The following is a 23908-nucleotide window of genomic DNA, read 5'->3' on the forward strand; positions in this document are numbered from 1 at the left end:
GTTAAAAGTATAAAAACGATTTGCGTAATTCATATTGAGTAATGTTTGAGTGAGCAAGAATATTTTGTAGACTCAAAAGTAAATATGTGTGAGTGGGAAAGAATATGCTCTAAAAGATGCTGTTTAGCAGCGAAAGGTTGCTGATTACGAAAATTTTTATGAGGATACTTAGCAAAAATGTTACTGCATTTAAGCACCTGGCAAGAAGTTGAAACCTATTTGCAAACATCCAGAGGGATTATTTTTCCCATTGGATCAACAGAACAACATGGCCCTACGGGTTTAATTGGGACTGATGCGATTTGTGCAGAAGCGATCGCGCGTGGAGTGGGTGAAGTGACACAGGCGATCGTTGCCCCTACAATCAATGTAGGGATGGCACTACATCACACAGCTTTCCCTGGTTCTATTAGTCTGCGTCCCAGCACTTTAATTCAAGTAGTGCGCGACTATGTAACTAGCCTAGTTAAAGCAGGTTTTACTAAGTTCTACTTCATTAACGGACACGGTGGTAACATCGCCACCCTCAAAGCTGCATTTTCTGAAACTTACGCCCATCTGGAAGAATTACAGATTAAGAATGCACAAGAGGTGCAATGTCAAGTTGCAAATTGGTATATGTGCAGTTCTGTCTACAAACTAGCAAAAGAATTATATGGGGATCAAGAAGGTTCTCACGCTACCCCTAGTGAAGTAGCTGTCACCCAATACGTCTATCCAGAAGCGATTAAACAAGCATACTTATCACCAGAAGTTGCATCTGGACATAAAATTTATAGTGCCACAGATTTTAGACTGCGTTACCCAGATGGACGCATGGGTTCTAACCCTGCTTTAGCAACACCAGAACATGGTAAACAGTTTTATGATTTAGCCGTTAAAGAACTCAGCCAAGGATATTTAGAATTTCTGGGGATAGGGGATAATAGGTGACAGGGGACAGGGGACAGGGGACAGGGGACAGCTAAATATTTTCTTCTCTGTGACTTTGTGGTGAAAAAAATCAGTTTTTTAACATAAAAATACGTAGACACAGAGAAATATCCATTCATCAGTTAAAGCTGTTCATTAGTCATTAGCTTTTTACCATTGTCACCATTATATTGAGGATTGTAATAATCATCGGGGTCATAGCCGACATCACCGACAAAACAGAAAGAAGTCGCTAAATTAAAACCCACATTCCGCACTTCAAAATGTATTATCTCTGTTTTCAATAAAAATTCTTAATAATGTTCAACCTATTAAGTATTAATATTGAATCCTATTGGTAATTTATGTTGTTGATTTAACCATCATTAAACAGGTTTTGGAAATATACGCATGGCCACAGAAACTTTCTCCCCCTGCTCCCTGCTCCCTGCCTTATTCCAACAATAATTATTTACGCCGACCTACTTATCCGCTTACCAAATTTGACTTAAATCTAAAACAAATCCTGGTAATATATCTTCACCGCTTAATGTCGAAGGATTATCTAATTCTTTTACAGCTTGATCGGGACAATAAATAAATACTTTACGTTGTTTTCTATCCAGTAACCAACCTAATTCTGTACCATTATCTATATATTCTTCCATCTTTTCTTGTAATGTTTTCAAATTATCTGTCTCTGAACGCAATTCCACTACAAATTCAGGACAAATAGGGGCAAATTTCTTTCTTTGTTCTACAGGTATTGCTTCCCATCTTGCTTTTTTAATCCAGGCTGCATCAGGAGAACGCACTGCACCGTTAGGTAAGGTAAAACCACCGCTAGAACCAAAACCTACACCTGTACCATCTTGCTTTGTCCAAATACCTAACTGGACAATTAAATTAAAATTACGTTCATCTGTTTCTGCGCCTGTGGGTGGCATAATCAATAATTCTCCAAGGTGATTACGTTCAATGCGAAAATCACGATTTACTTGACAGAAATCAAAAAATTGTTCGTCACTCACGATTATGTTTGGTTGCATTTTCAGCACCATTCCTAAGATGTCTGTGGCTACAGGTGATTGCGTGTTCATAATCTTGGAAAATATCAATTCCTACATAAACGTAGAGACGTTGAATAAAACGTCTCTACATTCATGTTAAACCTGTTTTAAAACTCACCAGCTAAGGCAGGAACGCATCTTTCACATAACAGGGGATGCTCTGCTGATTCTCCCACATGGGTGGAATAGTTCCAACAGCGATCGCATTTTTCGCCCTCTGCATTCACTATCCCAATTCCCCAGTCTTGTGTTTGCGCGGTATATTTTAATCCTTGCAATCCTTCCGCAGAGTCTAATACTTCCACCTGAGAAGTTAGCAATAAATACCGCAGTTCATCAATACTGTTACCCTTGACTGGGTTAAAGGCTTTGATAGCATCACCTAACTGTTTGTGTGGTATATGAATCAAAGCTTTAGCTTCCAGGGAAGAACCAATCATTTTTTCTACCCTAGCTTGTTCTAAAACTTTGTTAACATCTGTGCGGAGTTGTCGCAGTGCTTCCCAAAATTCGCCCAATTCTGGATTATGCCATTTCTCATCTACCTGCACCCAGCCAGCTTGAAACACTGATTTGTAGGGTGTTTTGTAGGGGAGAAATTGCCAGATATCTTCAGCAGTGTGACATAGAACTGGTGCGATCGCTCGTGCTAAATTTTCTAAAGCGATATGTATCACTGTCTGACAACTGCGACGGCGGAAAGCATCGGTTGCACTGATATACAACCTATCCTTAGCCACATCTAAATAGAAGTTGGATAAATCCACCACGCAGAAATTCTGCACAGTTTGGAAGAAACGGAAGAATTGGAAACTTTCAAAAGCTTCTGTAACTTCCTGGAACACCTCACCGATGCGGTGCAGCATATACTTATCTAGCTGCGGTAACTCCTCAAAGGGTACAGCATCTTTTTCGGGGTCAAAATCATGCAAACTACCCAACAAGAACCGCGCCGTATTGCGAATTTTCCCTCTGACATCGTTGAGTTGCTTAATGATATTGCCACCCAAACGCACATCAGCAGTATAATCCACCGACGACACCCACAACCGCAACACATCAGCACCATAGGGGGGTTCTTGTTTCTGGTTTTTTCCCCCCAGCATCATCACCTGGGGGTCAACCACATTACCCACCGATTTACTCATCTTGCGCCCTTGTTCATCTAAAACAAAGCCGTGAGTTAACACAGTTTTATAAGGTGCAATGCCATTCACCGCTACACTAGTTAGCAAACTCGACTGAAACCAACCGCGATGTTGGTCTGAACCTTCCAAATACATATCAGCCGGGTAGCGTAACTCTGGACGTTGCTTAACTACAGCCGCCCAAGACGAACCAGAATCAAACCAGACATCCATCGTATCAGTACCGCGACGGTAAGACCGACCATTATTTCTGTAGGACTCTGGTAATAATTCCTCTACCGACAGTTCCCACCAAGCATCAGAACCCTTTTCAGCGATGATAGCTTGGACGTGGTTAATAGTTTCCTCATTCAGTAAAGGTTCGCCGGTTTCCTCATCGTAGAATACCGGAATAGGTACACCCCAAGAACGCTGACGGGAGATACACCAATCAGAACGTTCCGCTATCATAGGCGTGATGCGATTTTCACCTTGGGCTGGAATCCATTTTACAGCAGCGATCGCCTTTAATGCCTCATCCCGAAATCCAGCCACCGAAGCAAACCATTGTTCAGTCGCCCGGAAAATCGTCGGCTTTTTCGTCCGCCAGTCATAAGGATACTTGTGTGCATAAGCCTCCTCCTTCAACAGCGAACCCGCAGTAGCCAGCGCATCAATCACCGCCTGATTCCCATCACCCAACACATTCAACCCAGCAAACTGTCCCGCTTCCTCGGTAAAGTTGCCATTATCATCCACCGGCGCAAGAATCGGCAAACCATAACGCAGACCTACAATGTAGTCTTCTTGACCATGACCGGGAGCAGTATGTACCAACCCAGTACCCGAATCAGTAGTGATATAATCACCACCCACAACCACCGGACTTTCCCTATCAAATAGCGGATGTCGGTAAGTAGTATGTTCTAACTCCTTACCCTTAAAAGTAGCCTTCACCGTCAACTCAGCCGAGATAGTAGCAGCCAAACGCTCCACCAAATCCGCCGCTACAATGAGATATTTGAAATTACTTTGCGTCTCTGCGCCTTTGCGCGAAACTTCCACCAAAGAATAATTCAACTCGCCATTAACAGCCACCCCCAAATTCCCCGGAATAGTCCAAGGAGTAGTAGTCCAGATAGCCACACCCAAATCAGGCAAAAACTCACCCAAAACTGGTTTAACAGCCTCAGCCAAACCCGTCACAGGAAAAGCCGCATAAATACTCCGCGAAGTATGCCCTTCTGGATATTCCAACTCCGCCTCAGCCAAAGCCGTCTTAGAACTAGGACTCCAGTGAACCGGCTTCAAACCGCGATAGATGTAACCTTTTAAATACATCTGCCCAAACACCCCAATTTGCGCCGCCTCATATTCCGGCTTCAGCGTCAAATATGGATTATCCCAGTCACCCCAAACACCGTAGCGTTTAAAATTCTGGCGTTGGTCATCAACCGTAGCCAAAGCAAATTCCTTAGCTTTTTGCCGCAATTGCAGAGGTGTTAAATTTTGCCGTTCTGCCGACTTGAGATTTTGCAGAACCTTCAACTCAATTGGTAAGCCGTGACAGTCCCAACCAGGCACATAACGCACCTTCCGCCCTTGTAGCAGTTGGTAGCGATTAATAATATCTTTGAGAATTTTATTTAAGGCATGACCAATATGAAGTGAGCCATTAGCGTAGGGAGGCCCATCGTGCAGTATAAATAATTCGCCTGGGTTAGTTTGCGACAGGCTCTCAAAAATTTTATTGTCTTCCCAAAACTTCTGTATCTCAGGCTCACGCTTGATGGCGTTCGCCCGCATATCAAAATTAGTCTTCGGTAAATTTACGGTATCTTTGTAGCTTCCAGGTTCTGTCACAGCTTCATGCCTAAGTTTTACGTGTACAGGTTCTATCAATTATAGAAGATGGCAGGAAGTCCCAAATTCCCCCTTTTTTTCACCTAGCCTTGATGATTAAGTAATAATACTTGATGTTAGATAAAAGAAATACAATAAATTTTACTAATTATCAAATTAACTCTAGTGAATCTACTTCCAAATGCAGAAAATGCAGTTGTTGAAATTCGTAAACTAAGGGAATATTGTCTCAATCCAGAGCATCCCAAAGGTAAAGATAAAGCTCGTCTGTTTTCATCAATCCTGGGTATAACGGCTGATAATGCTGAGGAATTACGCCAAATTATTTTGAAAGCAGCTAAAATTTACGAAGTTAGCTTAAATCGACGTGATCAGTTTGGACAACGCTACACTTTAGATTTCCCTCTGACATGGCAAGATAAAACTGCAACCATTCGCACTGGCTGGATTATAGAAGATGGTTCTGATGTTCCCAGATTAACTAGCTGCTATCCTTTGCTGTAACGTTGTAATATGTGGAGGCTATATAAAATGAGTACAAATACACCAAAGTTGTTGGATATAGTAGCACTCACAATTGATCTACCTGAGTATAATTTGTTGCGTGGTCAAGTTGGGACAGTAGTTGAATTATTAGCCAACGGTACTGCATTTGAAGTAGAATTTAGCGATCGCAATGGACAAACCTATGAATCTGTTGGTTTACGTCCAGAGCAAATTATGGTGTTACATTTTGAGCCAGCATCCCCTAGTTCAGTAACAGAAATGGTTACAGCATAAATAAGCCTAGGCTTGTTTCAGACATGAATCCTACACTCATCACAACAGAAAATGTCACCCCAACATTGTTTATCTAGCTGACTATATTTAATTTATTTAAATATTAGGCGATCGCCTCATCCTAGCAACAGCAAAATTTTATCCTAAACTCCAATCTTGCAACTCTAGTCCTTCAATCCTACCGAAGTGTCGCTGATTGTGAGAGATCAAGACTAGATTATTAGCAATGGCAACTCCAGCAATCAGTAAATCAATATCATCGATGGGAATACCTTGGAGTCTTAAATTTGCGTAAATATTTGCGGATATAGTAACTGATTTTTCACTGAGGGGCAAAACCGAATTTTGGGCAGAAAACTCTAAAAACAAAGCAAGTTGCTTTTGGGCATCGCGGTGCTTTAAGCCACTCAGAATTTCATAATAAGTGATAATGCTGAGGTTGATTTGATTATAGGTAGCTAGATAAGCCTGAAACTGGCCTACCACATTGGTGTTGCCCCGGAAAAACAGGGATAGGATATCAGTATCAATCAATGCTGGTTTCACGGCTTGTTCTTTGAGAGAATGCTTGCTGACGACGGATAGCGATCTCATCTACGAATTCGCTGTATGCTTCGTCTGACAAATCACTCCAGCAACTGGCGAACTGCATGATATTTGTCGTATCGCTACTGTTAGGTTCTGCGCTTAGTCGAAATTCATGAATCAACTCATACAGTTGTGCTAACTTCACATCTGGGATTTGCTGCACTTCTTCCCAGAGCTTGATTTTCCATTCAGAAGGGTTCATTACCTAATTTTTTCCGATTTTTGGATTGAGCTTGCAAATATTGTAAGACAACAATTATAGGAGGCGTAGAGGCATTGCTGGGAACTCTACATAAAAGCAAAACCCAACATAATATATGAGTTAATGCTGGGTTTAACTCTATTCAACCAACCTGATTATCTGGCGGTACTGCCCCTGGTGGTGCTTCGGCTGGGGGAGCTAACACCGCATCCGGGGCAATTTCTTCTACAGGGATTGGTGTTTTGTCCTCAGTCTCATTATGTGCTTGAGCAGCTTCCACCAGTTCAGGGGACGGCGGATGGGGTGGAATTACTTCTGGCACAGTTGCCCCTTGAGGTTCAGTTTCAGTGGTGACAGATGCCTCTGTTGGCTGTTCTAGTGCGACAGTTGGGGATTCAGGTTCAGTAGTAGTAACAGGCTCTTGGGTTGGTGCTTCTGTTTTGTCGATAATCTCCACAGCAGGTTTTGTTGTTATTTCTGGCTCTGGAGTGGTGGTTTTGGGAGTGACAGGTTGTTGAGTGCGATTTTTCAACCCTCCGAAAAAACCACTGACAGCTTGCTGCAATTGCGCCAAAGGTTGTGGTAAAGACAACTTATTGGCCTGTTCTTGCAATGTAGTTTTCACCGCCTCAGAACTGGGGACTTGAGTTTGCTGTAGCAGTGGAGTCAACTGGCGACGTAACGAGAGAGTTTGCCAGCCAAACCAAACCAAAAGAGCCACACTAGCCACATGACCCAGTAAAAGCCCACCAGAAATGCGTGGGGCAAACACCCATAAAACAAGAGCGTAGAAAAGTCCTACACCACTCCAAATAAAATCATTCTTGCGGTGGATTTCTGGGAAAAAGAAAGCTGATAGGTAGATAGCTAAACTACCAAGCCCGACCACCAAAGCTAGGACATTTGCTAGCATTTTCTCGGTACTCCTTTTACGAGCGACTGGGTACTCAGTCCCTAATTTCACAAATTTTACAAGTTAATTGTGGATTTAGATACAAATTAAAACTATTGAACGGTGTTAACAGTGAGCTTTTATTGTTTAGATTAACTCTTAATGTCTTCTTTAGGGGAGAAGAGAAAAACTCAGACTACCCTTAAAGATGAAAGAACCTGCAAGAGTTAGCCAAACATAGTTTATGACACTACAAAGCTTTGGTGTGATTGGTTTAGCCGTTATGGGCGAGAACATCGCTCTAAACGTTGAGCGTAATGGCTTTCCAATTGCAGTTTACAATCGCTCCAGAGAAAAAACCGATGCTTTCATGGCACAGCGTGCCGGAGGCCGTAACGTTAAAGCCGCTTTCACCTTAGAAGAATTCGTTGCCGCACTGGAACGTCCCCGCAAAATTCTTGTCATGGTGCAAGCTGGTAAACCCGTTGATGCGGTAATTCAGCAGCTCAAACCCCTGCTAGATGAAGGCGATATCATTATCGACGGCGGTAACTCTTGGTTTGAAGATACCCAAAGACGCACTCAAGAATTAGAACCCCTTGGTTTACGATTTCTCGGTATGGGTGTCAGTGGTGGTGAAGAAGGTGCGCTGAATGGCCCTTCACTGATGCCTGGTGGTACACAAAGCTCTTACGAGTATCTGTCCCCAATTTTCAACAAGATTGCGGCTCAAGTCGATGACGGCCCTTGTGTAACCTACGTTGGACCTGGTGGTGCTGGTCACTATGTCAAAATGGTACACAATGGCATTGAGTACGGCGATATGCAGTTAATTGCAGAAGCCTACGACTTGCTGAAAAATGCTGGTGGGCTAGACGCAAAACAGCTACACGAAGTATTCACTGAGTGGAACACCACCGACGAACTCAATTCTTTCTTGATTGAGATCACAGCCAATATCTTCCCCTACGTTGACCCAGAAACCAAGTTACCTCTAGTTGATTTGATTGTTGACGCAGCAGGTCAAAAGGGAACTGGACGCTGGACTGTACAAACTGCTTTAGAATTGGGTGTTTCTATTCCCACCATCACAGCAGCCGTAAATGCTCGGATTATCTCTTCCATTCGCGATGAACGGATTGCCGCATCTAAGCAGCTTACAGGCCCCAGTGGTAAGTATGATGGCTCTACCAAGGAGTTTATCAACAAGGTACGGGATGCTCTGTACTGTTCCAAGATTTGTTCTTATGCTCAAGGGATGGCATTGCTATCTACAGCATCAGCAACATTTAACTGGAATTTGAATCTGAGTGAAATGGCGCGGATTTGGAAAGGTGGTTGTATTATTCGCGCTGGCTTCTTGAATAAGATTAAGAAGGCATTTAACGAAAATCCCGCATTACCCAACTTGCTACTAGCTCCTGAATTTAAACAAACAATTCTCGACAGACAAGCAGCTTGGCGGGACGTGATTATCACAGCTGCCAAACTCGGAATCCCTGTGCCTGCATTTAGTGCATCCTTGGATTATTTTGACAGCTATCGCCGCGATCGCCTACCCCAAAACCTCACCCAAGCACAACGCGACTACTTCGGCGCGCACACCTACCTGCGTACCGATAAAGCTGGTGCATTCCACACGGAATGGGTTCCCATCGCTGAAGCGAAGAAATAAGTTTGTAATCTTCTAAATTCTCAATTTATTTATCAGTGGCTCTAAATATTAGAGCCATTTTTTTATCCTCAGTATCAATCAATACCTTTATCTTCACCAGAATATTAGGTTGGATTGATCGACCGCCTAAGTCTACGCACAGAGTCACCCAACAAAACCTTGATAAGGCTACATGACCCTACGGTGCATACATACACAAACATTTTTCTATCCAAGAATTAAGGCTTTGACCCTCTTTCTTTGCTTTGATAGCAATTGTTTTATGTAATTCAGGGTTAATTCTGAGCATGAGCTTACCTGAAAATGGTTTTTCAGGTTCTTCGCCACGTTTTTGGCAAAATTCTAAATAATCATCAACTGAGTCGTGGAAAGCTTGCCTTAGCTCTTTCACGCTGTCACCCTGAAATGTAATCACATCTCGCAGGTTGACTACTTCGCCATGAAAAATCTCAGCTTCATCGTCAAATTCCACAACAGCTTCATATCCTTTATATTTCATTGTCACTAAGTCCTCCCGTGTCCGTGTCTTCTTTAACCCTGGACTCTGTTAAGAAACGGCGCATAGATTTAACAGCACCTTTATTAGTTTCTTTTTCCGGGTGTGGCCTGTGAAAAGTTGCCTTTACGCTATTAAGAGCTATTCTCACTCTTGACCCCCTTCCTTCTGACACTTCCGCACCAAGTGCAATTAGCATAGATTCAATATCACTCCAAGGAATATTGGATCTAACGGGATTTTCAAAAATGTCATCCAGTGTTTTTTGATGCTTACTGTTAAGTCCCATTATATAGTATCACTTTATGATACTATTATCCACTAAACTTGTTAAACTTAAACTTGAAGCAGGAATCAAACAAATGAGCGTCGTGTGAGGTTCAAATCTAGCTTGCTCATGGATTTGGTGTGTTATTGTTCCCAAGATATTTAGCTTTTAATTCCTCTAGTTCTAAATCTATTTCGCTTTTACTAGCAGACTGAGAGTTTGAATTTGGAGGCTGTATTTTTTTTGTTTGGGGCTTCCCACTACCTAGAAATTGCGTTTTTAATTCCTCTAGTTCTAATTCAACTTGACTAGGTGTTGGACTAATAAAAGTTGGCGGAGAAGTTGGCGGTGCTTGATAAATTGGTTTTGCTGGTGTTACTGGTGTTACTGCTACAGCAGATTGTTGATTTAAAGCTTGCAAAACTTCATCTGCCGTTTGATAGCGTCTAACGGGAATGCTCTCTAGCATCTTGTTGATAATTCCAGTTAGATAATTACTAACAGGCGTTTTTAAGTATTGCTGCCAAACCCAGGTGTCGTTATTAGTGTCATAGGAATCAAAAGGCGATCGCCCAGTCAATAAATTAATACAAGTCACGCCTAAACTATAAATATCACTGGCAAAAATAGCCCGTCCTCTAATTTGCTCTGGCGCAACATATTCAGGACTACCAATACTAGTTCCAGTTCTATTTAAAGCAGTGCCAGTTACAGATTTAGAAGCACCAAAATCAACTATAACTAATTTGTTATCACTACCACGTAAAATAATATTTTCTGGTTTAATATCTCTGTGAATCACTTCTCTAGCATGACAAAATTGCAATACGGGCAATAAGTCATTTAATAATTGAATAATTCGCTTTTCATTGAAAGTACCTTTATGTGCCAATTCCTGCGCTAAGTTTAGCCCGTCAATAAATTCTTGTACCAAATATTGGCGATCGTCTTGGGTAAAATATGCCAAAAGTTCGGGAATTTGCGGATGCTTACCCAATTCATCTAACTGCACGGCTTCTTGGGTAAATAACTCCACCGCCTTTTGGACTGTGTTCGTGCCTTGAGCTTGGGGGTAAAATTGCTTAATTACACAGCGCGGCTTGGAAGGTTTATCTTCATCCACAGCTAAGAAAGTTCTGCCAAAACCACCTTGTCCGATGGGTTTGATAGCACGATAACGTTCTTTGAGCAGTAACTTAGAGCCACAACTCAAGCAAAACTTGACATCATGAGGATTTTCTGGCTGGGGACAACGGGGATTAAGACAGTAACTCATTGGCAGGATCGCGCTTTACATCGCTCTTACTGTCTTTATTTTGCCCTGTGCTAGCCAAGAGTGGTTATGTTCTTTATCCCTAGAGACACTTTCATCTTTTGTACAGCAGAAGCAATATCCAATAACTATTGACTCAGCACGCTGCTCAACGCCCCGCTACCGCTAACAGCACTCTGTTCTGTTGAGTCAATGTCCCCAGATTGTGTAATAATAAGCCGATCGCTAAGACTAATAAGTTATCAACTGTGCAATCAACGGATAATATCAATGACCTCGCTGCGGCTTTGCAACAGCCTGCGGATCTTACTTTTGAACTTCCTGATCCGGAAGATGAACAGATTCTAGAGTCAGATTTCCAACAGCAGTTGGATGTAGCTTGGCAGGTATGCGATCGCTTTGATTTGCAAACTGAAATTTGGCGGGGACGGATCTTAAGGGCAATCCGCGATAGAGAAAAAAAAGGCGGCGATGGACGCGGTGCTGGTTTTCTCAACTGGCTCAAGCAACGGGAAATTAGCAAAAGTCAAGCCTATGCCTGGATTCAACTGGCTAATAGTGCTGATACCCTGCTAGAAGAGGGCAAACTTGCACCCAGTGCAGTTAATAATTTCAGCAAACGCGCCTTTGTGGAAACCTCTAAAGCTTCCCCAGAAGTGCAACAGATGGTAAGTGAGGCAGCTAGTAAAGGCGATCGCATCACTAGGCGCGAAGTTCGTCAACTCACCGATGAATGGACGGCAATGTCTTCAGATTTATTACCAGAACAGGTCAAGGTAAAAGCCGCAGAAAATTCCCTTCCTCCGCGCTACATTGCCCCTTTGGTGAAGGAAATGGAAAAACTGCCAGAATCCCACCAAAAATTCATCCAGAAAGAAATAGCCGCTAATCCCGATGTGGATACTCTCAAGCAGGCTACTACAGAGGCACGACAGTTAGCCAAATATCTCAAATCTGCCGCCCAAGTCCAAGCCTTGACACAAGAAGATGTAGATATTGAAACAGCCCTAGAAGAAGCCCAAAGAGTCGGCTGTTTGAGTGTAGCGGCTGATTTGGTAAATCAAGCATCCCAAATAGAACAAACCATTGCTAAGTTGTACATGACTTGGAAACGCATCGGTAATTTAGCGGATAGGTTATACGTAGATACTGGTGCAAGTACACCCAACCTGCGATCGCTCCTCAATTGCATTGAACCTCTAGGCGGCGAAATTATGGAGGTTCAACTCAGTGGGGCGACTGAACACACCGTCCGCCTGCAAATTCAGGAGACAAGTTAGGGGAAGGTGACAGGTTACAGGTTACAGGTTACAGGTTACAGGTGACAGGTTACAGGTTACAGGTGACAGGTTACAGGTTACAGGTTACAGGTTACAGGTTACAGGTTACAGGTTACAGGTTACAGGTTACAGGTTACAGGACAGGTTACAGGTTACAGGTTACAGGTTACAGGTTACAGGTTACAGGTTACAGGTAGTTAAAATTCTCCCTTATCTGCTACAGTCTGCCGACTTCATTCCTGTACTATGAGGTTTGACAGTGGGTGCTTGGGCAACGAGAACTATATTACCATTGGGATCTATGACCCAACCTTGGGCTTCGATAATTTGACTTGAGGGATCGGCTATACTCCACCGTAGGCGATCGCCTGATTTAATTTTCCCAGTATTTTCTTCTTTACGTCGCTGAATATTATCAGCACCATTTTCTTGATGATCTACTGGTAATTTAATCCAGTCTGCTAGCACTGCATCATCTGTCAGTGTATCCGTAGGATTGGGTGTAACTCCTCCCCGACCTGTGGTAATAAACGAGCTTCTTTCAGTTTTTTTCTCAGTATGGCAAATAGAAGCAATTTGCCTAGAAGCTTCAACCACATTTGTGGGCAGTTCTACTAAGCCTTGACTGGGATCAACATCAGGTGTGTTGATTTCTACATCTCCATTTAATGAAGGATTTTGTTGAGAAAAGGCTGTAATGTCATTCGTTGGCAGTTTACTGGCGTTTAACTCCTCTGGATTTTCAGTTCCTAACAACTCCACCAACTCTGCGCGAGTACGTGGTACAAATCCAAAAATGTTCTTAGCGTTAATTGTGACTTTACCTCCTGTGCCGGCGAAAGCATTGGCGGTGATATCACTATTTTCTAAAGGAAAGCCAACGATGAAGCCATTAGCTGCATTGATAGCAATATTACCGCCATCTCCTTGCCCTAATGTCTGACCTGCATTGGTAGAGATTTGACTTTCATGGCGCATCAATAGTAAATCTTGCACTTTGAGGTTGATATTCCCACCTCTACCGGCTTCGCTTTCTGCTACCAGTTTTCCTTGGTCTAAATGGATGAAACGAGCATTGATATTGATTTCACCTGCTGCGCCTAACTGAGTGGGATCTCCGAGGTAGATAACATTTTTTTGCGCTGCGCTGCTAACAATTATTGCCCCCCCATCCTGTATAGTCAATTTCTTAGTAGTCAAAGTTAAATTGCCTGCTGCGCCAATACCTCTTGTGGCAGTAAAAATACCACTGGGAGAATTATTCGCTGAAGTGCCATTTATTTGTACAGATTCAGAAGCGTTGATTATCACATTGCCTCCCCTACCTGTAGCTGGTGAAAATTGATTAGATCCTGCTACTATTTGTAATCTTCCCGCAGACTCAGTGGATATTCTCGCTCCGTCTTCAATGCGTAAATTTTTAGTGTTAATGATAATATCACCAGCATCTCCACTATCAGGAGTTGCAGCCAATAGTCCAGTGAAAAGCAGGAAGTTACCAAAAACACGACTACCACTCAACTCTACAGAATCTGAGGCATTTACAATCAATTTGCCACCTGAACCCAAGCGCAATGCTCCGACATTATTCAAAAACTGCGCTCCAGTTTGGACTTGTGCTAAATCTTTTACAATTAACTTACCAGTTGTAATTGTTAAGTCTCCAGCGTTTCCAGAACCAAAAGTTCTGGTTGTCAAAGGTGTACCACTAACTAGTTCCACAGATTCTGAGGCATTTATCGTTAAATTACCCCCTTGTCTAGAACCCAAGGTATTAGCCAAAAGCTGTGAAGAGCTATTAATCAATACTTGTTTACCTTGCACATGAATACTACCGCTACCTGCGCCACTCACATCTACTTGAGATGGACTGTTAGGAGTGCCTAAAGTCTGCCGTGTTAGTTGAACGTTTTGAAAATCTCTGACGTTTTCGTACCCCAGAACCCAACCTTGGTTTGTGGGGTTGATACTGACTACACTATTCGCACCGACGCTTCCTAGTTCAATTCTTCCTGATTTTGCAGTTAGATTTCCACTCTCCAATGTCAAATCACCACCTACCAATGCCAATGTTTGATTTGCCTGCACCTGTAAACCAGCAGGACGATTTAAACGATTGGTTGCTCCTCCCAGACTTGCTTGGGATTGATTGCGTATTGTTGCGGCTGTAGTTCCAAATTGTAAGCCAATGGGAACATCGATGGACAATAACGGCGCAGTTTGAGGGTTTACAGCACTAAATTGGAGATTATTGCCAAAATTTATACTAGTAGCTGTACTAGCTAAAAACGACCCTTGAATATCTAAAGCAGCTTGAGAACCAAAAATAATGCCGTTGGGGTTAATCAAAAATAAGTTAGCTGTCCCATTAGTTTTGATAATGCCATTAATATTAGAGATAGAATTGCCAGTTACCCGACCAATAATATTTTGAATATTTGTAGCGTTATTAAAATAGGCTGTATTGCCAGGAGAGACAGAAAATTGCTCAAAGCTATGAAATAAATTATTACCACGAATTGCCCCACCATCTATTTGATCAACATTTTGACCATTAATCAAGTTAGGTGTAACCACTGAATTCTCAGCACCCAATGTGTCATCCTTCGTAATTTGGGCAAGGGTACAATCTCCAAAAAAGACAGATATACTAGCAATTGTTAAAGCACTTACTAGCCTTAAGTTGGCATGGCGATCGCTTCGGCTTTGATACATGAACAAATCTTTACTCCAAGTTGTTATACACTAGTACCGCTACGTGGAAATCAAAAATCAAAAAGGCTTTTACTTGTTTGAAATGGTCTGCTTATTTACGCCGACCTGTGCTAGTAATACTGACGGAATATTTCACGGTATCAATTAGCTAAACCGTGTTCTAAAGCAAAACGAACTAATTCGGTGCGACTATTAGTACCGGTTTTACTGAACAAACGACTGACATATTTTTCTACATTTCGCACACTTGTTTCTAAACGGCGGGCGATTTCTTTGTTCATTAGCCCTTCAGCCACTAAGTTTAAAACACTTTGTTCCCTGGGGGTCAAGTCGATTTTGAAGGGGGCTGGAGATTGAGAAATTGCGCTTTTTTGAGTTAATAAAGCTTTAATTTGAGCAATCTGATTGGCTAGTTCAGCAATATTAGGTGTTTCGCTTTCTTCACCTGAAAATTTTAGCTTGGCGGTGCGCCGGGCAAGTAAATTTTCGACGATCGCAATTAGTTCATCTGGATCGAAGGGTTTGGAGAGATAAGCATCAACACCAGCTTGATAACCTTGGATGCGATCGCTAGTCATGCCTTTTGCTGTTAAAAATACCACAGGCAGGGATTGGAAGCGGGGGTCATCTCGTAGTTGCTTGAGAAATTGATAGCCATCTACCTGGGGCATCATAATGTCAGAAATCACTAGATCGGGTGTATTTTGCTGCATCAAATCCCAACCTTCACGGGCGTTACTGGCGACTTGAACGCCGAAACCGCTTTCTTGTAAATAGTCTTTCACGGCTTCTCGTAATCCGGGTTCATCATCTACCAGTAACAATTGTGCTGACATCGAACATTTCCTTAAGGTCTATCTGTCTCCAATGTAGCGAATCCTGGATCTAAAATTCAAATTTTCTAGAGCCATTCTATTGTTTTGGCTCGTTCTGGTAGCTTGGCATCTCGTTGTCCCTCAGCCCGCGCTTTGGCGTTAAATAAGCCTATGGGAGTATTTAATAAATCTATGAATGTAGCTTGACCAGCGATCGCTCTCATACTATCCCGTGGCAATTCCTTAAGTAACCAACGTGCTAAACGATAGCTAATATCTTTAAGTTTCATCTCTGGCATTAAGGCTACGCCATGCAGTTCATGTAAATAACGATTAGACCGTCCGTAACGCCGCCACTGACTAGCTAATTCCTTGAATGTGGTACGGTGGCGATGTTGAACGGTGGCGATGGGGGCAAATTCTAACCGCCCAATGTTTTGTTGCAGAATGCGCCAACAAATATCTGCATCACCGCCAGTGGTGAGATGAGGGCGAAATAAACCCGATGTAGCTAAAGCAGTACGACGAATAGCTAAGTTAGCAGTTTGACCGTAGGGACAAAAGGGATGAGCCAGGGTATGTTTTTGGGACAGCGTTTCTTGACGGTCTGCGTGCTGTTCTAAGAAAGTTTTACCTGGGAGTGCTGTAATTTCCCCGGCTACAATCACTATGTCTTGGTTGACAAAAGGCTGAATTAATGCTTCTAGCCATTGGGGTTGGGGACGACAATCTGCATCTGTAAAAGCCAGAATTTCACTCACCGCCGCCCGAATACCTGTATTGCGAGCCGCATAAGAGCTTTGAATTTGGGTTTCGCTCAAGGGGTGAATGGTAATTGGGCAATTGGCAGCCGTTGTTTTGAGATAGTCTAGGGTGCGATCGCTACTGTTATTATCTACCAGCAGGTACTCTACCCTATCTTTGGGGTAGGTTTGAGAAATCAGACAGTTAATTAAGTCTGGTAAATCTGTCTCACCGTTATAAATAGGAATAACCACCGAAACCATTGGCAAGAATCTGCTAGTGGTGGTTGGATCAATTTCCTGATAATTCATAAAATCTTTGATTATAAATTAGAGGTTTTAGGGGTCTGTTAACCCTCAGATTAAGTTGATGTGAAATCACTAGTTTACTTGTAAAGATTCAGTAATTTTTTTTCCCTGTATAAAAGTTGATTTTGCCTGTAACTACTATATAACAAGGTTTAATTAGATTTTATTTTGGTAGCTAGGATCACTTAAAAAATACTTCTGGATAAGTTTTTTGTGATAGTCTACAGAGAACTTACGGACATTTTTGTACTTCTTAGATAGGCAAAATGTTCGTCAAGGGCGGCTGTAGATCATCGAGATCAAGATTAAGAGAAATCGTTTTTGGTGTATTTACTGATTTAGTGTTTCTCTGGTTAATGGTAAGGCGGGGTATTGTGGGCAAGCAGGCTACTCTTCAATCAGATCAACTACCAAGATTTGAAAATCCTACATTTGCACTTGATAAATTGGGTGTGCAGAATCAAATCATAGCTTCAGCTAGGCGTGGGCAACTAGAAGAAGTGACAGATATCATGGTGCTTGATGTACCTACGTGTATATCTCTGAATTTAGAAGATTTAAAATGCTTTGAAGTTGTAGAGCGTCAGTATGAGCAATGGGGTGTAATTTTTCAAAATTCCCTAGCCATACAACCATCAAATCCAGCCTTCCCAACTAAGTTAGGGTCAACAGTATTAATGGGTTCACCGAAGAGTGGATTTTTAGAAGCTACTTTCCTCCGTCCTGTCAATTGGGTAAGTACCTGTGTCACTAGCTCACAGCGATTGGTGCTTTCTGCCTACAATTGCGATCGCCAACTATTATGCCAAACTATCTTACCAGGCGCAAATCTCGCCAATTCTGATTCATCCTTATCCCCCAATATTTTATTATCGGTCGCGGCTAAAAATATTCACTCCATTACTTTCTGCGCCTTTGATGGTCAATTCACCATCGATGAGTTCCGTTTTTGTGTTTAACATAAAGAATTTACTTAGGTGTCAGCCTATTACTTAGTATTCTTTTAAAACTGAAAATTTACAAAAATCAGTAATAAAACCTGATTTTGCTACTTCAGCCTAGATATGCTTGTAGAGTAATATTGAAATTCGATTTATATTACTGAGTACGAGGCAAGTGGCAAGTGTGAAAAATGCTGAAAATTCCAGATTTTACTAACAGTCTTACTTTCCCGTACCTAGTGGAATCCATCCATCTATATAGATATTTTGTAATTAGGTAGGTAAACACTGTGGCAAAGGCTGTATCTTCTTGGCAGCAATTGATCAACCAGATACCCAACTGGCTGCTTCCAGAGTTTAAAACCAAAGCCACCAAGCAACGGACTATTCAGCGTTTTTCAGAGCCTGGAGTAATTCTAGGCTTGCTAACGTTACTTGTTGGTATGCTGTTGTGGAACTGGAAATTATTATTGGCACTGGTAGTTGGTATTAGTGTCATGTTAGTGGTCTACTCAATGCAAAAGTGGGACTTGCAAGCGCATTGGGGAGAAATTAAAAAGTTTTTTAATAGTCCCAACCGTCAACTAGTTTTAGCTGTTAGTAGTGGTGGTATTGCTACTCTCAGTACATATATGGCGGCGGCAATTTGGGCTGACTCCAGCAGCCCTTGGATAGCTGCTGGGGCTATTGTCCAAGGGTTGGGGACTTTATTAACTTTAATTTTATTAGTCTGGCAAATTGTCAACTTTTACAGCCATCGTCAGGAAGATAGCTTTGAGAGGTTGTTACTTGATCTCACAGAACAAGATCCCATCAAGCGTTTAATTACTATCCGTCGGTTAACTAAGATAGTTAACCGTCAGCAAATTGATCTGGCATTACAGCAAGACGTTCTGCGATGTTTATATCTCCTCTTGAGTCGAGAGGAAGAAACCGCAATTCGAGAAGCAGCCTTTGAGAGTATACAAACTTTGGAGCGATCGCAGTTACCATCCACTCCTTTACCAACTCTTATGCCTCTAGCAACCAAAATCAAGGCGCGTGTTTCTATGTAGGGGTGTAGGTGACAGGTGATAGGTGACAGGTGATAGGTGACAGGTGACAGGTGACAGGTGACAGGTGATAGGTGACAGGTGACAGGGAAGAAATACCCACTTCCTACTCCCTTTTTACTACTGATTGGCGATATAGTTTACCATTACGAACTTGTACTACTGGCTTATTACACCGACGCACTAGTTGTTCATCATGGGTAGTGACAATAACTGTAGCCCCAAAAGAATTTAATTTTTGCAGAATTTGCATCACCTGCCAGGAGTTATCAGGATCAAGATTACCTGTGGGTTCATCAGCTAAAATTAGAGGCGGTGTACCTACAATTGCCCTGGCAATACTAACTCGTTGTTGTTCTCCGCCCGAAAGTTGATTAGGAAAACAATCAGCCTTAGAAATTAACCCCACTAGTTTTAATGTCGGTTCTAAACGCCTTTGAATTTCTTTGCGGGTGTAACCTTGGGCTTGTAATACAAAAGTTACATTTTCTGCCACTGTGCGCTGGGGAATTAGTTTATAGTCTTGAAACACAATCCCAATGCGTCGCCGTAATAATGATAAGCGATCGCCCCGCAAAGCTGATACATTGCATTCACTGACTATCACTTCTCCCTGTGTAGGTAATTCTTCACCATACAGCAGCTTTAAAAGTGTTGACTTACCAGAACCACTAGGCCCTGTAATAAACAGGAATTCTTTCTCTTTGACCTCTAAGTTGATATCTAACAAAGCATGACAGCCATTACTGTAAGTTTTGGTAACAGCACTTAGTTGCACCATGTTACCAGCAATACCACTGTGCTGTTGCTTTTGATTATCCGTCTGTTGTTCAGTTGTGACTGGATTGGTTAATACGGGCATTGCTAAAAATGGGGATTGGGGCTAATCAATTCAAAATTCAAAATTAGACTTTGACTAATGACTAAAAATAATGATTCCCAGGAAATACCTAGGAATCACAAATTCAACACTCAAAATTTAAAAATAAATTTTGAATTTTTAAGCTGCACTTTTAGTTGTCAAACGATAAATAAAAGCTTTAACCGCGAACTTAGGCAAAGCCAACATCCGCCGCCAACGCCAAGGTTCTTGATAAAGTCGATACAACCATTCCAAATTGTTATTACCCAACCAAGAAGGCGCACGAGATTTTGTCCCTGCCCAAATATCAAAACTACCACCGACACCAACCCAAATGGCTTGGGGACACAAATGACGGTTTTGGGCAATCCATAATTCTTGACGTGGTACACCCAAACCCACCAAAATTAATTGCGGTTGCAATTGCGCTAAAGTTTGTTGCAGTTGTTGTTCTTCTTCAGCAGTGTGGTAGCCAGAATGATTACCAGCTATATTTAACCCAGGATTTTGTTGCTGCCAAAACTCTGCTGCTTTTGCCGCTACACCTGGCGCACCACCGTAAAAAAATATTGTTTTGTCTGTCTGTTGTTGTCCAATGGCACACAACAGCATTTCTGCTAGTTCAATACCTGGACAACGGTTGATTTTTTGCCACAGTAGCCATCGTAAATACAGAACTACCCCTGCACCATCTGGAATGACTAATTCGGCACTTTGAATGATGTTAGCCAAAGCAGGATTTTGCTGTGCCTGCATGGTCATTTCTGCATTGAGGGTGATGACATGAGTTCCTCGGCTGTGTTGCCAGCACTCTAGCAACCAAGTTGGATAGTCATTCATCACATGAACAGGTATTCCCAAAACGGAAAACACTTTAGGGGCTGGAAACATAGCCTTTCTCTTGATTAGTCTCACACCAGATGATATAGACCGATAGTTTATCAAATTTTTTAATAGGGTGTCTCTTTCTCTCTGCTCAAAGTTAAATTAGTCAATTACCAAGCCCCGTTGGGGCGGGTGTAGGGGTGTAAGGGTGTAGGGGGAAGAAAGAGCAGCCAACCTAACCCTTGGGTTAAAAGCCATGTTCCTTGGGGCAACAGTGTTGGGTTCTTTTTCAATCCCCGTCCAACACCTTCAACCCCTACACTCCTACACCCTTACACCCCTAATGAACCCACGCGGTAGATAGTTTTTTGCCTAGTGTCGATGATAAAAACAGCTTATAATTCATCAGCAGAGTTTTATGAGCTATTTTTGCTAAATTCTTACCAAGATAGACCTATTCCGGGACTAGCATCAAAGCAGACTAGAGGCACAATATCCAACGCGTTGAAGTGGACTATTAGGTAAAATTCTATATTTATCTGCGGACAAAATTATTTACACTGCATCTATTAAGTCTTTTTAGTACACTCAGTTTTAAAGTTAAGGTAGCGTAACGGGTAGAAGTTGACTATGAATAAAATTCGGATTGTGTTGATTGAAGATCATGACCTTACTCGTGTGGGTATTCGTATGGCTTTACTACAAAAGGAAGAAATTGAAATTGTCGGAGAAGCTGCCAATGCTGTCGAAGGGTTAAAAATGTTAAAAATGGTACAACCAGATATTGCTATTGTCGATATTGGATTACCTGATAAAGATGGAATTGAACTGACACGGGAGTTCAAAGCCAGTGAGAATGGAGATCAGCTAGAAACAAAAGTATTAATTTTAACGCTTCAGGATAATAAAGAAGCGGTGTTAGCGGCTTTTGCGGCTGGGGCTGATTCCTACTGTATGAAAGATATTAAGTTTGATAATTTGTTGGAAGCGGTGAGAGTCACTTACGATGGCAACGCTTGGATCGATCCAGCGATCGCTCGCATTGTATTACAACAAGCACAACAAAATCCACATCAGCCCGACAATGTGGCAGCAGATCGCAAATATCTTGGCTCACACCCAGATTCTCCAGAAAATCAAGAAAATCCTCAATCCTACGCCCTCACAGAAAGAGAATTAGAAGTCTTACAGTTAATTGTCGAGGGTTGTAGCAATGCACTCATTGCCGAACGTCTTTACATCACAATTGGGACTGTTAAAACTCACGTCCGCAATATTTTAAACAAACTATGCGCCGATGACCGCACCCAAGCAGCCGTCCGTGCCTTACGTTCTGGATTAGTAGGTTGAATTTAATCTCCTAATTTTCTAAAATTTCATCGTCTGAAAATTCAATATAAGCCTACAGAACATCGAGAGTAAAGTTATACTCGTAAAAACAAATAATTTTGCTGGAAAAAACTGCTTTTTCAGTAAATTTTTAGGTGGACGAGATAAAAATTTTACTATCTTGCCATATATTTACCTGCAAATAAAAGTCAAATATGACGCAAACCGAGGTAGAAAAACTTAAGCTCATGGTCGTAGACGATGAGCCAGATAACTTAGATTTACTCTACCGCACTTTTAGGCGAGATTTTCAAGTATACAAAGCCAATAATGCCCGTGGCGCATTGGCAATTCTGGACAAAGAAGGAGAAATGGCGGTCATTATCTCCGACCAACGAATGCCAGAAATGAACGGTACGGAATTTCTCAGTCAAACAGTAGAGCGATTTCCTGACACCATTCGGATTTTACTGACTGGTTTTACTGATGTCGAAGATTTGGTAGATGCCATTAACTCTGGTCAAGTCTTCAAGTACATCACCAAACCTTGGAATCCAGAACGGTTAAAAGTTCTAGTTGAGCAGGCTACTGAAACATATCGCGTAGTTAAAAAGCGTACTCAAGAGTTAAGTCGAGCTTTACGACGGGAATCTTTATTTAATGCCGTGACAACGGCTATTCGAGAGTCATTAGACTATGAGAGTATGCTGCAAAAGATTGTCGCTACAATCGGACAAACCTTTGACGCTACTTGTTGTCTACTTAAACCAGTAGAAGATGATCTTCTACTACCAGTCCAGTTTTCTTATCAAAATCCGGCATTCCATACTCCTGATAATGCTTTTGACCCCAGTCTTTTGATTGACAAGGTGCTAGCAACTCGTCAATGTCAAATTTCTCAAGAGATATATGAAGAAAAATCTTGTAACTACTTAGTTGTCCCCCTATCCTACCAGCAAGACCTGTTAGCAGTGCTGGCGTTATACCAATGGGGTCAAGACGAACCTTGGCATGATGAAGAAATCCAACTCATTACAGGTGTATCAGAACAAGCCGCTTTAGCTCTTTCCCAAGCTAAACTTTACCAATGTCTCCAAGAAAAGCAAGAGCAAATTAAAGCTGAGTTAGAAGTTGCTCGCCAAATTCAAAATAACCTGTTACGCCAAACTTTACCTGATATTAAAGGTGCAAAGTTACAAGCTTGCTGCTACCCAGCACGAGAAGTAGGCGGTGATTTTTTTGAAGTCTTTGTCCACCCCAAAGGAGACTTGTGGTTAGCTGTGGGAGATGTTTCTGGTAAGGGTGTACCAGCTGCTTTATTTATGGCTAGTGCTATTTCTGTATTGCGTCGGGAATTATCTCAGGAAACACCTGCTGATCCCAATGTAGTTCTACATAATCTCAATCATGCTTTATGCACTGACTTAATTAGCAACAATTGCTTCATTACTCTTGTCTTAGCGTGTTTTACCGCGAATACTAGAGATTTGGTGTATGCCAATGCTGGACATATCTATCCAATGGTTTGGTCAGACCAAGCCACAGGAGCAGAAGAACCAAACTATCTCAAAGTCCGAGGTATTCCTATAGGAATCTTACCGGAATGGCAAGCCCAGTCAGGTCGCCTAGTTCTCTCACCTGGAGACACATTACTGCTTGCTAGTGATGGAATTACAGAAGCTATGGTATCAAATAAATTATTAGCACCCGCAAAAACCGTGGATGGCGTTCTATCAACAAGTCGTTCTATGCTGAAACAAGATGGTCTGTGGCAAATATTACAAGACGAACCAAAACCACTGTCTCTAAACCATTTACTAGCTCGCATCCAGGCAGATAACCCCGTGCAAGAAGATGATCAAACTATACTATCTCTGGAGGTTTTGTAAGT

At 42.0% G+C, this 23908-nt stretch carries 23 protein-coding genes; 9 read left to right on the forward strand and 14 right to left on the reverse strand.

Translation table 11 applies throughout. The annotated features are described in order from the left end of the window. The first annotated feature begins 177 nt into the window (after positions 1-177). A complete protein-coding gene (locus L6494_RS14300; RefSeq protein WP_237988385.1) occupies positions 178-933 on the forward strand; it encodes a creatininase family protein in 756 nt (251 codons plus the stop codon). 122 nt (positions 934-1055) lie between these two features. Here the strand turns inward: L6494_RS14300 and L6494_RS14305 are convergent, their stop codons facing one another. The 3 genes from L6494_RS14305 to ileS all read right to left on the reverse strand — a co-directional run bounded on the left by L6494_RS14305 (position 1056) and on the right by ileS (position 4972). Continuing rightward, the gene (locus tag L6494_RS14305) at positions 1056-1217 is read right to left on the reverse strand and encodes a hypothetical protein (RefSeq protein WP_237988386.1); all 162 of its coding nucleotides are present in this window, start codon (positions 1215-1217) and stop codon (positions 1056-1058) included. 189 nt (positions 1218-1406) lie between these two features. Next, positions 1407-2012, reverse strand: coding sequence for a Uma2 family endonuclease (locus L6494_RS14310; RefSeq protein WP_237988387.1), 606 nt, complete (start codon positions 2010-2012; stop codon positions 1407-1409). A gap of 77 nt (positions 2013-2089) precedes the next feature. Beyond that, positions 2090-4972 (reverse strand): isoleucine--tRNA ligase, encoded by a 2883-nt coding sequence (ileS, locus tag L6494_RS14315; protein ID WP_237988388.1) that lies wholly within the window; start codon positions 4970-4972, stop codon positions 2090-2092. Positions 4973-5137: 165 nt separating this feature from the next. On the opposite strand from ileS, the gene L6494_RS14320 reads away from it, so the two are divergent. Further along, a complete protein-coding gene (locus L6494_RS14320) occupies positions 5138-5476 on the forward strand; it encodes a DUF6883 domain-containing protein (RefSeq protein WP_237988389.1) in 339 nt (112 codons plus the stop codon). Between the two features lie 27 nt (positions 5477-5503). Next, a complete protein-coding gene (locus L6494_RS14325) occupies positions 5504-5752 on the forward strand; it encodes a DUF4926 domain-containing protein (protein WP_237988390.1) in 249 nt (82 codons plus the stop codon). 138 nt (positions 5753-5890) lie between these two features. Here the strand turns inward: L6494_RS14325 and L6494_RS14330 are convergent, their stop codons facing one another. From L6494_RS14330 to L6494_RS14340, 3 genes are all read right to left on the reverse strand, one after another. Beyond that, positions 5891-6346, reverse strand: a complete 456-nt coding sequence (locus L6494_RS14330) for a type II toxin-antitoxin system VapC family toxin (RefSeq protein ID WP_237988391.1) — start codon at positions 6344-6346, stop codon at positions 5891-5893. Continuing rightward, the gene (locus L6494_RS14335) at positions 6279-6542 is read right to left on the reverse strand and encodes a hypothetical protein (protein WP_237988392.1); all 264 of its coding nucleotides are present in this window, start codon (positions 6540-6542) and stop codon (positions 6279-6281) included. The genes L6494_RS14330 and L6494_RS14335 overlap by 68 nt, the downstream gene beginning before the upstream one ends. 142 nt (positions 6543-6684) lie before the next feature. Continuing rightward, a complete protein-coding gene (locus L6494_RS14340) occupies positions 6685-7455 on the reverse strand; it encodes a Ycf66 family protein (protein WP_237988393.1) in 771 nt (256 codons plus the stop codon). Between the two features lie 223 nt (positions 7456-7678). Between L6494_RS14340 and gndA the strand changes: the two genes are divergently transcribed. Next, positions 7679-9109, forward strand: coding sequence for an NADP-dependent phosphogluconate dehydrogenase (gndA, locus tag L6494_RS14345; RefSeq protein ID WP_237988394.1), 1431 nt, complete (start codon positions 7679-7681; stop codon positions 9107-9109). A gap of 178 nt (positions 9110-9287) precedes the next feature. On the opposite strand, the gene L6494_RS14350 is transcribed toward gndA, so the two are convergent. The 3 genes from L6494_RS14350 to L6494_RS14360 all read right to left on the reverse strand — a co-directional run bounded on the left by L6494_RS14350 (position 9288) and on the right by L6494_RS14360 (position 11149). Continuing rightward, positions 9288-9608, reverse strand: coding sequence for a type II toxin-antitoxin system HicB family antitoxin (locus L6494_RS14350; RefSeq protein WP_237988395.1), 321 nt, complete (start codon positions 9606-9608; stop codon positions 9288-9290). After that, positions 9598-9894 carry a type II toxin-antitoxin system HicA family toxin gene (locus L6494_RS14355; protein ID WP_237988396.1) on the reverse strand — a complete coding sequence of 99 codons (297 nt, stop codon included), beginning with the start codon at positions 9892-9894 and terminating at the stop codon, positions 9598-9600. Before L6494_RS14355 ends, L6494_RS14350 begins: the two co-directional genes overlap by 11 nt. 106 nt (positions 9895-10000) lie before the next feature. Further along, positions 10001-11149 (reverse strand): serine/threonine-protein kinase, encoded by a 1149-nt coding sequence (locus L6494_RS14360; protein WP_237988397.1) that lies wholly within the window; start codon positions 11147-11149, stop codon positions 10001-10003. Between the two features lie 245 nt (positions 11150-11394). On the opposite strand from L6494_RS14360, the gene L6494_RS14365 reads away from it, so the two are divergent. Then, on the forward strand, positions 11395-12426 hold the full coding sequence (locus L6494_RS14365) for a hypothetical protein (RefSeq protein WP_237988398.1): 1032 nt from the start codon (positions 11395-11397) through the stop codon (positions 12424-12426). Positions 12427-12636: 210 nt separating this feature from the next. Here the strand turns inward: L6494_RS14365 and L6494_RS14370 are convergent, their stop codons facing one another. From L6494_RS14370 to L6494_RS14380, 3 genes are all read right to left on the reverse strand, one after another. Beyond that, the gene (locus L6494_RS14370) at positions 12637-15141 is read right to left on the reverse strand and encodes a two-partner secretion domain-containing protein (RefSeq protein WP_237988399.1); all 2505 of its coding nucleotides are present in this window, start codon (positions 15139-15141) and stop codon (positions 12637-12639) included. 140 nt (positions 15142-15281) lie between these two features. Beyond that, positions 15282-15977, reverse strand: a complete 696-nt coding sequence (locus L6494_RS14375) for a response regulator transcription factor (RefSeq protein WP_237988400.1) — start codon at positions 15975-15977, stop codon at positions 15282-15284. A gap of 65 nt (positions 15978-16042) precedes the next feature. Further along, complete coding sequence (locus L6494_RS14380) at positions 16043-17011, reverse strand: glycosyltransferase (RefSeq protein ID WP_237988401.1); 969 nt, start codon at positions 17009-17011, stop codon at positions 16043-16045. Positions 17012-17364: 353 nt separating this feature from the next. Here L6494_RS14380 and L6494_RS14385 point away from each other — a divergent pair, with 353 nt between their 5' ends. Both L6494_RS14385 and L6494_RS14390 read left to right on the forward strand, forming a co-directional pair. Next, complete coding sequence (locus L6494_RS14385) at positions 17365-17967, forward strand: hypothetical protein (RefSeq protein ID WP_237996008.1); 603 nt, start codon at positions 17365-17367, stop codon at positions 17965-17967. Between the two features lie 272 nt (positions 17968-18239). After that, on the forward strand, positions 18240-19004 hold the full coding sequence (locus tag L6494_RS14390) for an armadillo-type fold-containing protein (RefSeq protein WP_237988402.1): 765 nt from the start codon (positions 18240-18242) through the stop codon (positions 19002-19004). 103 nt (positions 19005-19107) lie between these two features. On the opposite strand, the gene ftsE is transcribed toward L6494_RS14390, so the two are convergent. After that, positions 19108-19863, reverse strand: coding sequence for a cell division ATP-binding protein FtsE (gene ftsE / locus L6494_RS14395; RefSeq protein ID WP_237988403.1), 756 nt, complete (start codon positions 19861-19863; stop codon positions 19108-19110). Positions 19864-20001: 138 nt separating this feature from the next. Next, positions 20002-20754 carry a WecB/TagA/CpsF family glycosyltransferase gene (locus tag L6494_RS14400; protein WP_237988404.1) on the reverse strand — a complete coding sequence of 251 codons (753 nt, stop codon included), beginning with the start codon at positions 20752-20754 and terminating at the stop codon, positions 20002-20004. 564 nt (positions 20755-21318) lie between these two features. On the opposite strand from L6494_RS14400, the gene L6494_RS14405 reads away from it, so the two are divergent. Both L6494_RS14405 and L6494_RS14410 read left to right on the forward strand, forming a co-directional pair. Continuing rightward, complete coding sequence (locus L6494_RS14405) at positions 21319-22038, forward strand: response regulator transcription factor (protein WP_237988405.1); 720 nt, start codon at positions 21319-21321, stop codon at positions 22036-22038. 194 nt (positions 22039-22232) lie between these two features. Next, the gene (locus L6494_RS14410) at positions 22233-23906 is read left to right on the forward strand and encodes a SpoIIE family protein phosphatase (RefSeq protein WP_237988406.1); all 1674 of its coding nucleotides are present in this window, start codon (positions 22233-22235) and stop codon (positions 23904-23906) included. Positions 23907-23908 lie beyond the last annotated feature (2 nt).

Origin of the sequence: Nostoc sp. UHCC 0870 (assembly GCF_022063185.1) — a bacterium.
GTDB lineage: Bacteria > Cyanobacteriota > Cyanobacteriia > Cyanobacteriales > Nostocaceae > Trichormus.